Annotated in this window: 13 protein-coding genes; all 13 read left to right on the top strand. The window is 56.6% G+C overall.

Annotation, left to right across the window (positions count from 1 at the left end):
- The first annotated feature begins 26 nt into the window (after nucleotides 1–26).
- Nucleotides 27–905, top strand: coding sequence for a radical SAM/SPASM domain-containing protein (locus MJA45_RS13210; protein WP_315607713.1), 879 nt, complete (start codon nucleotides 27–29; stop codon nucleotides 903–905).
- A gap of 53 nt (nucleotides 906–958) precedes the next feature.
- Complete coding sequence (locus tag MJA45_RS13215) at nucleotides 959–2,122, top strand: serine hydrolase domain-containing protein (RefSeq protein ID WP_407083129.1); 1,164 nt, start codon at nucleotides 959–961, stop codon at nucleotides 2,120–2,122.
- A 140-nt stretch (nucleotides 2,123–2,262) separates the two neighbouring features.
- On the top strand, nucleotides 2,263–2,613 hold the full coding sequence (locus tag MJA45_RS13220; RefSeq protein WP_315607715.1) for a DUF3870 domain-containing protein: 351 nt from the start codon (nucleotides 2,263–2,265) through the stop codon (nucleotides 2,611–2,613).
- 189 nt (nucleotides 2,614–2,802) lie between these two features.
- Complete coding sequence (locus MJA45_RS13225) at nucleotides 2,803–3,627, top strand: M55 family metallopeptidase (protein WP_315607716.1); 825 nt, start codon at nucleotides 2,803–2,805, stop codon at nucleotides 3,625–3,627.
- A gap of 14 nt (nucleotides 3,628–3,641) precedes the next feature.
- Nucleotides 3,642–4,574 carry an ABC transporter permease gene (locus MJA45_RS13230; RefSeq protein WP_315607717.1) on the top strand — a complete coding sequence of 311 codons (933 nt, stop codon included), beginning with the start codon at nucleotides 3,642–3,644 and terminating at the stop codon, nucleotides 4,572–4,574.
- 3 nt (nucleotides 4,575–4,577) lie between these two features.
- Nucleotides 4,578–5,495, top strand: a complete 918-nt coding sequence (locus MJA45_RS13235) for an ABC transporter permease (RefSeq protein ID WP_315607718.1) — start codon at nucleotides 4,578–4,580, stop codon at nucleotides 5,493–5,495.
- 5 nt (nucleotides 5,496–5,500) lie between these two features.
- Nucleotides 5,501–6,544 (top strand): ABC transporter ATP-binding protein, encoded by a 1,044-nt coding sequence (locus MJA45_RS13240; protein ID WP_315607719.1) that lies wholly within the window; start codon nucleotides 5,501–5,503, stop codon nucleotides 6,542–6,544.
- 28 nt (nucleotides 6,545–6,572) lie between these two features.
- Entirely contained in the window at nucleotides 6,573–8,198 is a 1,626-nt protein-coding gene (locus MJA45_RS13245; RefSeq protein WP_315607720.1) for a peptide ABC transporter substrate-binding protein, read from the top strand.
- 142 nt (nucleotides 8,199–8,340) lie between these two features.
- A complete protein-coding gene (locus tag MJA45_RS13250) occupies nucleotides 8,341–9,270 on the top strand; it encodes a S66 peptidase family protein (protein WP_315607721.1) in 930 nt (309 codons plus the stop codon).
- A 13-nt stretch (nucleotides 9,271–9,283) separates the two neighbouring features.
- A complete protein-coding gene (locus MJA45_RS13255; protein ID WP_315607722.1) occupies nucleotides 9,284–10,387 on the top strand; it encodes a dipeptide epimerase in 1,104 nt (367 codons plus the stop codon).
- Nucleotides 10,384–11,334, top strand: a complete 951-nt coding sequence (locus MJA45_RS13260; RefSeq protein WP_315607723.1) for a C40 family peptidase — start codon at nucleotides 10,384–10,386, stop codon at nucleotides 11,332–11,334. The genes MJA45_RS13255 and MJA45_RS13260 overlap by 4 nt, the downstream gene beginning before the upstream one ends.
- 256 nt (nucleotides 11,335–11,590) lie before the next feature.
- Nucleotides 11,591–13,366 carry a cache domain-containing sensor histidine kinase gene (locus tag MJA45_RS13265; RefSeq protein ID WP_315607724.1) on the top strand — a complete coding sequence of 592 codons (1,776 nt, stop codon included), beginning with the start codon at nucleotides 11,591–11,593 and terminating at the stop codon, nucleotides 13,364–13,366.
- Nucleotides 13,344–14,810, top strand: a complete 1,467-nt coding sequence (locus MJA45_RS13270) for a response regulator transcription factor (RefSeq protein WP_315607725.1) — start codon at nucleotides 13,344–13,346, stop codon at nucleotides 14,808–14,810. The genes MJA45_RS13265 and MJA45_RS13270 overlap by 23 nt, the downstream gene beginning before the upstream one ends.
- Nucleotides 14,811–14,916 lie beyond the last annotated feature (106 nt).

Below are 14,916 nucleotides of genomic sequence, written 5' to 3' on the forward strand. Positions count from 1 at the left end.
GATACGAGAATGGAGCCAACCGGTTAATGAAACGATTCAAGAAGTTCTATATCGAAACCACGAGCGTCTGCAACCTGGCCTGCATCTTTTGTCCTCAGACGAAGCGACAGGCCCAGTTCATCAGCATTGAGGATTTTACCGACCTGCTCGATCAGGTTAAGCCGCATACTGATTATTTATACTTCCACGTTAAGGGTGAGCCGCTGCTGCATCCCAAAATCGATCAACTGCTGGACATCAGCCACGAGAAGGGTTTCAAGGTCAACATCACCACGAACGGCACCCTTCTCGCCAAAAACCGGCACAAGCTCCTCGGAAAGCCGGCGCTGCGTCAAATGAACTTCTCGCTGCACAGCTTTGACGGCCATGTCGGGTCAACCGACAAAGAGGGGTATGTGGGCGGCATCCTGTCCTTTATCCGGGAAGCGTTGGCGGCCACGTCCATTATCTTCTCGCTGCGGCTGTGGAATTTGACGGAGGATAATGCCACGAACGCCGAAAAGAAACGGAACCGGGACATTCTCGAAATGCTGGAGAAGGAGTATGAACTCCCTTACCGGATCGAAGAAAGCTTCGTCCGCGGCAGCGGGCTCAAGCTGACGGAACGGGTGTACCTGAACCAGGACCATGAATTCAAATGGCCGGATCTTAAGGAAGAGGAAGATCATTCGCCTGGATTCTGCCATGCCCTTCGCAACCAAGCCGCGGTTCTGGTGGACGGAACGGTCGTTCCGTGCTGCCTCGACGGGGAAGGGGTTATCAACCTGGGGAATGTGAAGCAAACCCCTTTCTCGGAAATCGTAGAGGGGGAGCGCGCTAACCGGTTGTACGAAGGCTTTTCCCGCCGGGAAGCGGTGGAGGAGCTATGCCGGAAATGCGGCTATCGCAAGCGGTTTGGAACATAACAATCCCTTGAGGCATGCTGCCATAAAAAAGCAGAGAGGCAGGTGACTTACGAATGGAAAGACTGGAGAGGTCCCTACAAGCGATCATGGAAAAGCACCGCATCGTTGGGCTTTCGGCTGCGGTGGTCCGCCGGGGGGAAGACGTTTGGACCGGTGCGTACGGCCAAGCGGATCTGGAGAGCGGCCGGCCCATGACGACAGCAACGGCCTTCCGCATCGCTTCCATCTCCAAAGTGTTCGTGGCGACGGCACTTCTCCAGCTGGTGGAGAAGGGGCTCTGCGCATTGGATTCGGACGCAGGCGAACTTCTAGGTTTTCCGTTCCGCCATCCGCATTATCCTGAAGGTAAAGTCACGCTCGCGCACTTGCTAACTCATACCTCCGGTCTTCAGGATGAATATGTCCGCTTCGCGGTCGATTCCCGGAAGGAGAACCCGCCTCTCATCCGGCTGGAAGAGCTGATGGTCACGGGTGGCCGTTACCACACAGAGGATTTGTGGGGGAGAACCATGCCGGGGGATCCGCATGGTTTCGAATATTCCAACCTCGGAGCGATTGTGCTTGCCACGATCGTGGAGAAGCTGTCGGGTGAGAGGTTCGACGTTTACTGCCGACGGCATCTGTTCGAACCACTGCGCATGATGAATTCCAGCTTCCGACTGGCCGACTTCGCCAACCCGAATAGGCTTGCTGTCCTGTATTCATACTCCGAGGAGAAGCATGCCTACGAGGCCAATTTGGACGATTTCAAGACGGGAATGCCGGAATCGGTAGATTACAGCGGTTATATTCCCGGCACCAACGGGGCTTTGTTCAGCCCGCAGGGAGGGCTTCGTTCAACGGCAGCGGATCTCGCCAAATTTATGCTCACCCATCTGAATGGAGGAGAGGCGGAGGGGACCCGCATCCTTAAGCCGGAAACGATCCGTCTCATGCATAAGCCGCATTGGTCGGGCTACCGGACGGATGGCTTCTTCCGCAATAGCGGCCTGCAGCTTCAGTTGACGGATGACCTGTTTCCGGGCCGTCGACTGATCGGGCATGCGGGGGACGCTTACGGTCTGCTGAGCGACTGGTTCTTCGATCCGGAAGAAGGTTGGGGAATCGTCCTCCTGATGAACGGTCTTCGGCAAACCAAAGGGGACGGGGTGTTCTTTGAGGCGGAGGAGGACTTGTTCCGTCTATTATACGAAGAGTGGATTCATTCTCATTTATAGCAATTTCCATTTACAACATGTTAATGCGGTGTTAGACTAAATAACATCTCTACATTATTCTGAAGTCCGCCGGTCGTGGAAGCCGACCTTCCCACATCCCGAACGGACAACGAACAGAATAAGGACAAGGAGTGGCGTCGGTGTACGACAAGGACACGCTTTATGTGATCGGCGACGCTCAAGCGTCCGTGAACAACCCGATCACCCAGCAGTACAGCGCTTTTTTTATCGGCTTGGTCGTGGATACCGCAAGCCACAAAATTATCGATGCGGGCTGTTCCTCTACCATTCCTTTAACTAATGAATTTGTACGTTCTCTCTTCATCGGCTACCGGATGTCGGATTACGACGAGGTGGCTCAAGAGATCCGCATGAGGTACCACGGCTCCTCCCAGAAGGCCCTCATCGTCGCCTTCAAGGATGCCGCCAAGAAATACAAGCTGGCTTTGGCCAGCCGGGAAGAGATCCATCCGCTGCCAACAAGTACATAATAAGCTGCTTTATTTATCCGTATGCCCGGCATACCCGTAAATAAAACCCAGCAGACGCTCCTTGGGATGCCATGTCCGGGGCGGTTGCTGGGTTTTTGCGTCCCTCCGTCCGCATTCGCGACGAGGCTTCGTCTAAGAGGCGGATAGAGCGGACTATACCCAAACAGATAGCTAAGGGAGGAAGCAAGGTTGAAGCTTTATCTTTCGGTTGACATGGAAGGCATTACCGGACTGGTGGACACCACCTTCATCGACTCGAGGGAATCCAACTATTCCCGCGGGCAGGTCATCATGACGGAGGAGGCCAACAGCGTCATCAGAACGGCTTTTGAGCTCGGACTCGAGGAAGTGGTGGTCAATGACAGCCACTCCAAAATGAACAATCTGCTCATCGAGAGACTCCATCCGGAAGCCCAGCTCATCTCCGGTGACGTCAAGCCCTTTTCCATGGTTCAGGGACTCGATTCGTCCTTTTCCGGAGCCGCCTTTATCGGCTACCATACGCGGGCAGCCCGGAAGGGTGTGCTGAGCCACACGATGATCTTCGGTGTCAGAAACATGCTGATCAACGACCGTCCGATCGGGGAGATGGGCTTCAACGCAATGGTCGCCGGGCATTATGGCGTGCCGGTGCTCCTGGTCGCGGGAGACGACGAAACGGCGCTGGAGGCGGAGGAACTCATTCCGGGCGTCACCACCGCTGTCGTGAAGAAGCGCATTTCCCGCACCTCGGCTCTCTGCCTGACCCCGGAGAAGAGCTCCAAGCTGCTGAAGGACAAGACGGAGGAAGCCTGGTCCAACCGCCATCAGGTCAAGCCTCTTGTCCCGCCTGAAAATCCGCTGCTCACGATCGAATTCAACAATTATGGGCAGGCCGAATGGGCCCATCTGATGCCGGGAACGGAGATTGACAGCGAGAGTCCGATCGTCACCTACCAGGCCAAAGATATCCTGGAAGCCTACCGCGCGATGCTCGTCATGACCGAGCTGGCCATGCGAACCACATTCTGTTAGAAGCGGGGGAACCCATGACACAATTCATACTGCGCCGTTTCTTGTCGATGGTCGTTACGCTGTGGCTGATCATCACGGTAACCTTTTTCCTGATGCATTCCGTACCGGGATCTCCCTTTGAGAAAGACGGCAAGAACGCAAATCCGACCGCTGTTCAGAACATGATGGAATTCTACAACCTGGACAAGCCGCTTCCCGTTCAGTACCTGCTCTACCTCAAGTCGCTGCTGACCTTCGATCTCGGCCCGTCCATCGGCCATTTTCCGGATACGGTCAATTCCATGATCGACCGCGGGTTTCCGGTTTCGTTCCAGCTCGGCATGGTGGCGATTCTCTTCGCGATTGTTTCCGGGATCGCACTCGGGACCGTGGCGGCGCTGCGGCATAACCGGATCATTGATTACCTGGCCATGATTATCGCGGTTATCGGGATCGCGGTGCCGAACTTTATTATGGCGACTCTGCTCATTAAGTACGTGGCGGTCAAATGGGGGCTGCTGCCCGTAGCCACGTGGGGAACGTGGAGGCACGTCATTCTACCGGCACTTGCGCTGTCGACGGGACCGATTGCCATTATCGCCAGGCTGACGAGAGCGAACATGCTCGAAGTCCTTACCGCGGATTACATCGAAACCGCCCGAGCAAAAGGGCTTTCACCGGCGACGATCGTTCTGAAGCATGCGCTTCGCAATGCCGTTCTTCCCGTCATTACCCTGCTTGGGGCTTTGGTGGCGAACGTGCTGACCGGCAGCTTCGTTATTGAGAAGATTTTTGCCATCCCGGGGATGGGAAAATATTTCGTTGACGGCATCAACAACCGCGATTACGCCGTCATCATGGGGACCACCGTTTTCTACAGTGCTCTGCTGCTTTTCATGATGTTCCTGGTCGACATCGCCTATGGAATCATCGATCCTCGAATCAAGCTTCACCGAAAGGAGGGCTAGCCGATGGCGGTTCCCGATTCATTATTTGTCCCCATGCCCAAGCAGGAAGGGACCGGAGAAGCCATTGTGCGTCCCCGTCTTTCACTGTGGCAGGAGGCGTGGCTCAGGCTGCGCAAGAACAAGCTGGCCATGCTGGGGTTGATTATCATCGCCATTCTGGCGATTCTGGCCATTTTCGGCCCCCTCCTGACGGACCAGAGCTATTCGAAGCAGGCGCTCCTCGAAGCGAACCAGAAGCCGTCCGCCGCTCATTGGTTCGGCACGGATGACCTGGGCCGCGATGTGTACGCCCGGATACTCTATGGGGCGCGCATCTCGCTTTTCATCGGCTTGATGGCCGCGCTCATCGACTTCCTGATCGGCATCGTTTACGGCGGGATTGCCGGCTATGTAGGCGGCCGGGTCGATAACATCATGATGCGGTTCGTCGACCTGCTGTACGGCATCCCGTATCTGCTCATCGTCATCCTCCTCATGGTCGTCATGGGACCGGGCTTGAAGACCATCATCATCGCCTTGAGCGCGACCGGTTGGATCGGCATGGCCCGGATCGTGCGCGGCCAGGTGTTAAGCCTGAAGTCGGCGGAGTACGTCCAGGCGGCAAAGACTCTCGGGGGAAGCGGGGGCTACATCATCTTCAAGCACCTGCTGCCGAACGCCCTCGGGGTGATTATCGTGCAGGTGACATTCTCCGTCCCGTCCGCTATCTTCGGGGAAGCCTTCCTGAGCTTCCTCGGACTCGGCATTCAGCCGCCGCTCGCCAGCTGGGGAGTCATGGCGAACGACGCCCTGACCACCCTGATCTCGGGCCAATGGTGGAGACTGTTCTTTCCGGCGTTCTTCATTTCCATGACCATGCTTGCCTTTAACCTGGTGGGCGACGGGCTTCAAGACGCCTTCAATCCGAAGCAAAGGAGATAATTCCCATGACCAATGCCAATCCGAACCCTTTGCTTGAAGTGGACAACCTGCATGTCACCTTCACCACGCACGGCGGCACCGTCCAAGCGGTCCGCGGCGTCAGCTTATCCCTTAAGCCGGGCGAGACGCTGGCGATCGTCGGGGAATCGGGCTGCGGCAAAAGCGTAACCGCCCGAAGCCTGATGCGTCTGCTCCCGGAGCACAGCTCCCGGATCACCGGGGGGAGCATCCGTTTTAAGGGGCGGGAGCTCACCGCTTTAAATGAGAGGCAGATGAGAGAGCTACGCGGCTCGGAGATCTCTATGATTTTCCAGGATGCGATGACGGCCTTGAATCCGACCATCTCCATCGGCGAGCAGATCATGGAAGGGATCGTCCGGCACCGGAAGGTTTCCCGCTCGGAAGCCCGAAAGCAAGCGATCGAGATTCTCAAGCTGGTAGGCATCCCCAATCCCGAGGCAAGGTTGAAGCAGTACCTTCATGAATTCAGCGGCGGGATGCGGCAGCGGATCATGATCGCCATTGCGGTCGTCTGCGAACCTTCGGTGCTCATTGCGGACGAGCCAACCACGGCACTGGATGTCACGATTCAGGCCCAGATCATCGAGCTGTTCAAGAAGCTGCAGGAACGGACGGGCGTTTCGATCATCATCATTACTCACGATCTAGGGGTAGTCGCCAAGATCGCCGACCGCGTGAACGTCATGTATGCGGGCCAGGTTGTCGAGAGCGGCACGGTAGATGAGTTGTTTCAGCATCCCCAGCATCCTTATACGCAAGGCCTGCTTGGGTCCATGCCGCGGCTGGATATGGAAAAGGATGTTCCGCTAACGCCCATTCCGGGGACGCCGCCGGACTTGTTCGCTCCTCCCAAAGGGTGTGCCTTTGCCGCCCGATGTCCTTACGCTATGAAGGTGTGCGGGGCTTATCCGCCGGAGCCCGTCTCGGTATCCGCCAGCCACACAGCCGCCTGCTGGCTTCAGGACGAAAGAGCTCAAAACGTGTTCCAGCCGCCGATCAAGATTAACATCAAGTCGGCTCTAGGATAAATACTATAAGGATTAAGGGGAGAATGCGATGAAGAAAGTTTCCACACTGTTGATCAGCTGCACTCTGATCATGGGTACGGCGCTCGCCGGCTGCAGCAAAGACAACGCGTCCGGACCGTCAACGGATTCCGGCAAGAGCACGGCATCGAAAATTTTGCTTTTCAACAACAGCAAAGAACCGACGTCCATGGATCCTCCTATCGGGTTTGACCAAATTTCGTATGATGTCGTCAACAATGTGTTTGAAGGGCTGACCCGCCTCGGCAAGGACCAGCAGCCGCAGCCCGCCATGGCCAAGGAATGGAAGGTAAGCGCCGACGGCAAGCAGGTTACATTCACGCTCCGGGACGGCATCAAATGGTCGAACGGTGATCCGGTAAAAGCCTCGGATTTCGAGTATGCGTGGAAGCGCCTCTTGAATCCGAAAACGGCCTCCGATGCGGCTTTCCTTGCTTATCCGATTGAAGGAGCCGAGGCCTACAACTCCGGGAAAGGCTCCGCCGACGACGTGAAGATTAAGGCGGTCGACGATAAGACGCTGGAGGTCAAGCTGGCCCAGCCAGCCTCGTGGCTCATCGGAATGGTATCCAGTCCCGCATTCTTCCCCGTACATAAGGCAACGGTGGAAGGCAATGCCAAATGGGCAGGGGAAGCGGCCACCATCGTCAGCAACGGACCCTTCAAAATTTCCGAATGGAAGCACGACAGCGAGCTGAAGGTGGTTAAGAATGACTCCTACTGGGATGCGGCGAACGTTAAGCTCGACGGCGTAACCTACAAAATGGTCAACGACACCAACACGGCTTACCAGCTGTTCTCCACAGGTGAGCTCCACTATACGGAATCCATCCCGGCGGACATGAGCGAGAAGCTGTTCGCCGAGAACAAGGTAACGATAGAGGATGCCGCCGGAACCGCCTTTTACCGCTTTAACACGAAGATGGCGCCGTTCACGAACGCCAATATCCGCAAAGCCTTCGTGGCCGCGGTAGACCGCCAGAAACTCGTGGATCTCGTGCTTAAGCAGAAGCACAAGCCGGCGGACGGTTATGTCTCCCCAGGCCTTAAGGATCCGGCCGGCGGTGACTTCCGCAAAGTCGGCGGCAGTCTGATCAAGTTCGACGCGGCCGAAGCCAAAAGCCTGTTAGCCAAAGGGATGCAGGAGGCCGGCTATACCACGCTGCCTGAAGTGACCCTGACCTACAACACGAACGATACGAGCCAGCGCATTGCCCAAGCTCTGCAGGCCATGTTCAAGGACAACCTGGGGATTGACATCAAGCTCGCGAACAAAGAAGGCAAGGTGCTGACCGACGAGCAGAAGAAGCTTCAGCTTCAGCTTTCCCGTTCGTCGTTCCTCCCGGATTTTGCCGATCCGATCAACTTCCTGGATGGCTTCCAGTCGACGAACCCGTTCAGCCGGACCGGCTGGGCCAATGCGCAATATGATAAATTGATCAAAGACGCATATAATGAACCGAATGAAGCGAACCGCTTCAAGATGATGCATGAGGCGGAGAAAATCCTGATGGACGAAGCGCCGATCCTGCCGCTTTACTTCTACAACACCGCCTATCTGAAAAGCGACAAAGTAGACGGGATCGTGAAGCATCCGTTTGGTTTCGTTGATTTCAAGTGGGCTTCCTTTAAATAAGGGGCTGCTCTTGGACGGCTTATGCCGTTCGGATGCTCAAAAATCACACAGATGCAAGGTTCCCTTGTCTTAAGCGGAGAGTGCGCCGGATCCCGGCGCTCCTCCCCTTTTTTTGTAAGGATGGAAGAGGAGCGGATGACCGATGGAACGAATCAAACCGAAACGGCTGCTCCCCGGAGATACGGTGGCGGTTACCGCCCCGGCCAGCTGGGGAGACCGGGACAAGACGGAGGCGGCAGCCGGCTATTTGGAACGTTTGGGGTTGAACGTCATACTTGGGGAAACGACCCGCAAGAAACACGGCTATTTGGCGGGTACGGATGCGGAACGCGCAGACGAGCTTAACCGGTTGTTCGCAGACGAATCCGTAAAGGCTATCGTCTGTGCACGCGGAGGCTACGGAACCGGCCGCATCGCTCCCATGCTCGATTACGCCGCCATCCGGGCGAATCCGAAAATTTTCTGGGGCTACAGCGATATTACATTCCTTCATTCGGCCATCGGCCGTTATGCGGGTCTGGTAACCTTTCATGGACCTATGCTTATCGACCTCGGCCGGGAGGATCTTCACCCCGCCACCTTGGAAGGCTTCCGGATGATGCTCGAGCCTGTGGTTCCTGCCTACGGAGAAGAGCTGTCTCCGCTCCAGGTGCTGGTTGAAGGAGAGGCGGAAGGGGAGCTTACGGGAGGCAATGTTTCGCTCCTGACAAGTACCCTTGGAACGCCCTATGAAATCGACACGAGGGGCAAAATTCTGTTTCTGGAGGACATCGACGAAGAGCCGTACCGGCTTGACCGGATGTTCAACCAGCTGAAGCAGGCAGGCAAGTTTGACGATGCGGCCGGCATCGCCATCTGTGATTTTCATAATTGCGAACCGAACAAACGCAAGGAATCGCTAACGCTGGAACAGGTCATCGGGGATCACATTCTTACGTCCGGAAAGCCGACCCTGGCCGGGTTCCGGATCGGACATTGTTCTCCGAATGCGGCTGTTCCGGTAGGCATCCGGGCCCGGCTCAGCACGAGGAAGAAGCTGCTGGAAGGCTTGGAACCGGGGGTACAGGCATAAGGAGGCCGCAGCCATGATTATTCAAAGCATAGAAGTCATGAGACAATCCACACCGCTCATCAAGCCGTTCAAAACGGCCCTGCGGACCGTGCACCACGCGGAATCCGTTCTCGTCCGTATCCGGACGAACGACGGGCGGGTCGGCTGGGGCGAAGCGCCGGCCACCGTGGTCATCACAGGCGACAGCCTGGACAGCATTCATTCCGCCATCGTCCATACCTTTAAGCCGCAGCTCCTTGGCAAAAATCTGCTTGCCTATGAACAGGTGCTGCAGACGCTTCACGCTTCCATGATAGGCAGCAGCAGCGCCAAGGCGGCGGTCGATATGGCCGTTTATGATCTCGTCGCCCAGTACTGCGGGCTGCCCCTGTATCAGTTCCTGGGCGGCTACAAGGACGAAATCGAGACGGATTACACCGTCAGCGTCAATTCCCCGAAGGAGATGGGGGAGGATGCGCTTCGTTATGTGAAGGACGGCTTCAATGTCCTGAAGATCAAGGTGGGCAAGGATGACATTCAGGAAGACATTGAACGGATTAAGGAAATCCGCAGCTGCGTCGGGCAGGCGGTCAAGATCCGCATCGATGCAAACCAGGGCTGGCAGGTCAAGGACGCCGTCCGCTCCATCCGCCGCATGGAGGATCTGGGCCTGAATATCGAGCTTGTCGAGCAGCCGGTCAAGGCTCTGGACATCGAAGGGCTGAAGGCGGTGACCGATGCCGTCGAGACCCCTGTCATGGCCGATGAGAGCGTCTTTACGCCGGCTCAAGCGTTCGAGGTGCTGAAGCGCCGCGCGGCCGACATGATCAACATCAAGCTCATGAAATCCGGTGGAATCTACAAAGCCCAAATCATCAACCACATCGCCGAGGAGTTCGGTGTGGAATGCATGGTCGGCAGCATGATCGAATCCCGCCTGGCGGTAACGGCCGCGGCCCATCTCGCGGCAAGCAAGAAGAACATTACCCGGTTTGATTTTGACGCGCCCCTCATGATGAGCAGCGATATCGTGACGGGAGGGGTCCAGTACGAAGGCCGGAAGATGACCTTCCCGGCCGGAGCCGGTTTGGGGATCACCGACGTCGCGTATACGACGAACGTAGGGGTGGCGACATGACAGCGCCCAAGCGATTGATATGCGGGGTTTCCGTAGCCACCGTCTGGACGAGTCCAGAGTCGGTCCGCCCGATTGACGCTCCGGCGGTTGCCCGGCCGGCCGATCCCAAGGAATGGATTGACCGCATGGGAATAGAAGGTAAGCTGGATCTCTGCAACGGCAACCGGGTGCAAACCCAGATGCTGTACGGCACGCCGGTCCTTGTTACCGAGGAGCAGGAGGACTGGGTGCAGGTGCTCATTCCGGATCAACCCACCCGCAAAAATCCGCTGGGCTACCCCGGCTGGGTGCCGCGGGATCAGTTGATCGATGACCCTGCCGCTTCCTCAGAATCCGGCGACTCAGCCGTTGAAGCCGGTGGGCCGCAGGCTGTCGTGATGGCCGACAAGGCATGGCTAAGGGACGGGAGCTCCGCGCCGCTGATCGAGCTCAGCTTCTTAACCACCTTGCCGCTCGTTGCCCAAGAAGGGGAGCGGGTGGAAGTGTTGACTCCGCACGGCATCGCCTACCTGTCGGCGGAGGAAGTGCGAGTTACCGACGGGGATTCCTCTTCCCTTGTTCCGGAAGGAAAGAGAGGCCAAGCGATTGTCGAGCAGGGCCTGCGCTTCCTCGATCTTCCGTACCTGTGGGGCGGCATGTCCTCTTACGGCTATGACTGCTCGGGCTTTGCCTACAGCATGCACCGGTCGTTCGGCATCCTCGTGCCGCGAGATGCCTCCGATCAAGCCAAGCACGGCAAGGAAATTGCCCCCGACGACCTGGAGCCGGGTGACTTGATGTTTTTCGCCCATGAGAAGGGGAAGGGGGCGGTGCATCATGTCGGTATCTATGCGGGGGAAGGCAAGATGCTGCACTCACCCGAGACGATTTTCTCCATTGAGTTGGTGGACTTGGCCACGTATAAGCTGGCGGAGGAGCACTGCATCTCCCGTCGTTATTGGGAATAGAACAGACCCTTCCGGGATGCCCGGAAGGTTTTTTTGTTTTATCGGAGAAGGAATACTGACATCAACAGACGACAGGAAAGGTGACATAATAATAATTATGTAAACAAATCTGGTACCCAAACCTGCCCCAAACGATTTCGCCAACCTTACGCTCCAACCAGAGTCCCGTTGTTAGACTCCTCAGAGGATGTTAACATCAAGTCAATCGCTTTTCTTACTTTTGATGGCGCTTACACGAAGAAAAGGAGGCATGCCTATGCTCAACAAGCTTTGGTTAGGAGGATTCTCTTCTTTACGAAACCGGCTGTTCCTCGTTTTTCTGCTTTTTATTCTCATCCCGTATTCCTTGCTCCAGTTTTACAGCGTCAGCCGCATTCAGCAGTCCTTTGTCGACCAAGTGGTTCACCAGAATACAGAACAGCTTGAGCAGCTCAAGTTCATTTTTGAAGATATGCGCAGCACCGTCTTTCGGATCGCCGTCCGGCTCGAAAGAGAGCCGGTGGTGCTCGGCCTCCTGAACGACCCTCCGCAAGACGAGGCGGAGACCACGCGCCAAATGGAAGCCTTGTGGACCGATATCAAGAGCAAAGCCCTGACTTCCCCCTACATTTACTATTCCCTGTTAACCCGGGATGGCAGGGAGTACCCTTCTTACCGTCCGGGCAAGCCCTCCGATCTCACGTGGCTTCCGAATGACAAGCTCCAGGCCATCCGCTCCGGCAAAACGGATTATCTGTGGATTCCCGGGGACGAGCTGATCCAGCTTACCGAAGAAAGCCGAAGCACTCACTACCTTTCTCTCTATTCCTTGATTCGCGACAACCGGAAAGAGCCGGCCGCTGTGGTGCGCATTTCCATCGATTTTCAGGCCTGGCTGTCCGCGATGGCCAAGAGCTTCCCTATCACGCAGGATTTCTATCTGCTCAATGAACAAGGCATCGTCATTGGGGGGACGGGCGATTCCTCAGATCCCGCCCTGGCGGCTTACCGCTACCGGACCCTCGAAACAGAGGGGAATTCCCACCAAATCACGGGCTCCTTTTTGTACAATCGGCTGCCAATTCCTACGATGCAGTGGACCATGATGAGCCGGTTTCCTCTTCGTCTCTTGTTCGGGGACGTAGAGGCGGTAAAACGCCAGATGATCACGACGGCGCTGCTGTTCACCCTGCTTTTTGTCATCATAACCTTTCTTCTGCTGTCCACCATTACCCGGCCGCTTGCTCTTCTTCAGAAGAAGATGCAGAACGTGGTCCGCCAGCAGCTCAAAACCCATCTGCCTACCGGCTCCTTCCGGGGGGAACTGCTTGCCGTTGCTCAAGCCTTTAACCAAATGGTCAGCGATCTGAGCGGCCTTCTCCAGAAACTTAAGGCGGAAGAGAGACAGAAAGAGGCGGTCCGGTACCATATGCTGCTTTCCCAGATGAACCCGCACTTTCTGCTCAATACCTTGAACGTGGTGAAATGGAATGCGCTGAGCAAAGGGGACGAGGACACGGCCGGTATCTGCGTTTCTCTGGGGACTCTGCTGGAGACCAGCTTGAACGAGGAGACTGATCTTATCCACCTGAGGACGGAGCGGGGGCTGACGGAGGCCTATGTCTCCATTCAAGCCTTCCGTTACGAGCAGGCCTTCGATATCCAGTGGGAGTACGAGAGCCGGCTCGAGTATGCCCTGGTGCCCAAGCTCAGCCTGCAGCCGCTGGTGGAGAACGCAATCTTTCATGGGCTAGCCCCTAAGGGCGGGGGGAAGATCCGGATCCGGGCCTATGCCGAGCGGAATCGCTGCTTTCTGGAGGTGGAGGACAACGGAGGATGGAAGGAAGCCTCGTCCGGTACCGCCATACGCAAAAGAAAAGGAATCGGACTGAAAAACGTAAAGGAACGGCTGGGGCTGATGTTCAAAGAGGAGGGCACGTTAACCATCGAACCGTCAGCCGATGGAACGAAGGTCATCCTGGGCTTCCCGCTGCTGCTCTCGACTCCCTATACCGAAGGAGGGGATCCCCATGTGGAACGTTCTGCTCGTTGAAGATGAAGGGTTTGTCCGGCGGTCGCTCAAGCACCTGATTTCCTGGGAAGAGTACGGCTTCCGGATTGCCGGGGAAGCGGCTAACGGCGAGGAGGCTCTTGATCTGATGAGAAAGCAGGTCCCCGATCTTGTCATCACGGACATCGTCATGCCGGTGATGGATGGCCTGCAGCTGCTGAATCAGGCTAAGCAAGAGGGGATGGCATCCCTTTTCGTCATGCTCACGTGCATGAATGAATTTGAATACGCCCGACAGGCTCTGGAATACGGAGCGTCGTCTTACCTGCTCAAGTTGTCGATGAATCCCGAATCCCTGGCCATCGTGCTGGCCAAAATCCGGCAGGAGCTCCTTCGGGTGGAACTTACCCGATCCTCGCTTGAAGAGACATCGTTTCAGCGGGTTTACCAGAACCTGTGGCATGGTTGGCTGGACGGACGGCCGTCGGAAGATAATGTGGAAGCCCTGGCAGAAGGGGGGCGGACCGGGAATTATGAGACGGTCCGGGTCGCCTCTTTCCTTCATGGAACGGAGTCGATTCCGTTGGAGGCTTTCTTACGGGAAAGCGGGCTGTCCCCGGGGGCTCGAACCGTCGTTCATGCTTTCCGCCGGCTGGGGCATACGACTTTTTTTATATGGAACCCGCCGGCCATCGCTTCTCCGGTAAGCGCCCGGTCTAAACCCGCTCTTCCCGGCTTCTGGTCACCGATCGCCCCCTCCGGTCAGCTGCGGGAGGCTTGGATGGCCTGCCTGAGTAGGCTGGACTCCCTCTGGTACGGGAAGGAGCCGGTTCGACCGGCCAGCCGGGAATCGGCCTACGACCGGACCCTGATCTGGTCCCTGGAGAGAAGATGGATCAAGAGCCTCGATCAGCGCAACCGGGATGACTTTCGCTGCAAGCTGCAGGAAGGCTGGGCCTCTCTTGCCGAGCATGAGGTGCCGATGCCCGTCGTAAAGGAATGCGCCCGCCGGGTGGACCGTATGCTGTCCCTTACGGCCGGATGCAAGGGGATGACCGAGGGGGAGCTCGCCGGGTATGTCGTTCACGAGGACCTGCTTGTACGGCTGCTCGCCAATATGGACCGGTACGGGATTCCGTGGGACGGCACAAGCTCGTTTCGGACGGGACACCCCGAGATCGACAAGGCGCTGGAGCATATCCGCCGGCACTACAGCCAGGAAGTGACCCTTCGGTCCGTTGCGTCCCTTGTTGCGCTTGACGAAACGTACTTCAGTGCGCTCTTCAAAAGAAAAACGGGCTATACGCTCATTCATTACCTTCACAAAGAAAGGGTGGAACAAGCGAAGCGCCTTCTGGAGCAGACCGGCCTTCCTGTTGCCGAGATCGCAGATAAGGTGGGATTTCCGAACGCCAATTATTTCAACAAAATCTTCAAGCGATGGACAGGAGCGACTCCCGGGGATTACCGCCACTTGTGCAGATAACCAAATCTGTTCCAGGTTCCCTCAAATCTGTTCCTTATCCCTTTGAGAGTCGGATGGTATCGTTAAATCAGTTACCACTTCAGCCAATAGTTAAGCCGAAGAAGGG

It is taken from the genome of Paenibacillus aurantius (genome assembly GCF_032268605.1).
Classification (GTDB): Bacteria; Bacillota; Bacilli; order Paenibacillales; family NBRC-103111; genus Paenibacillus_AO; species Paenibacillus_AO aurantius.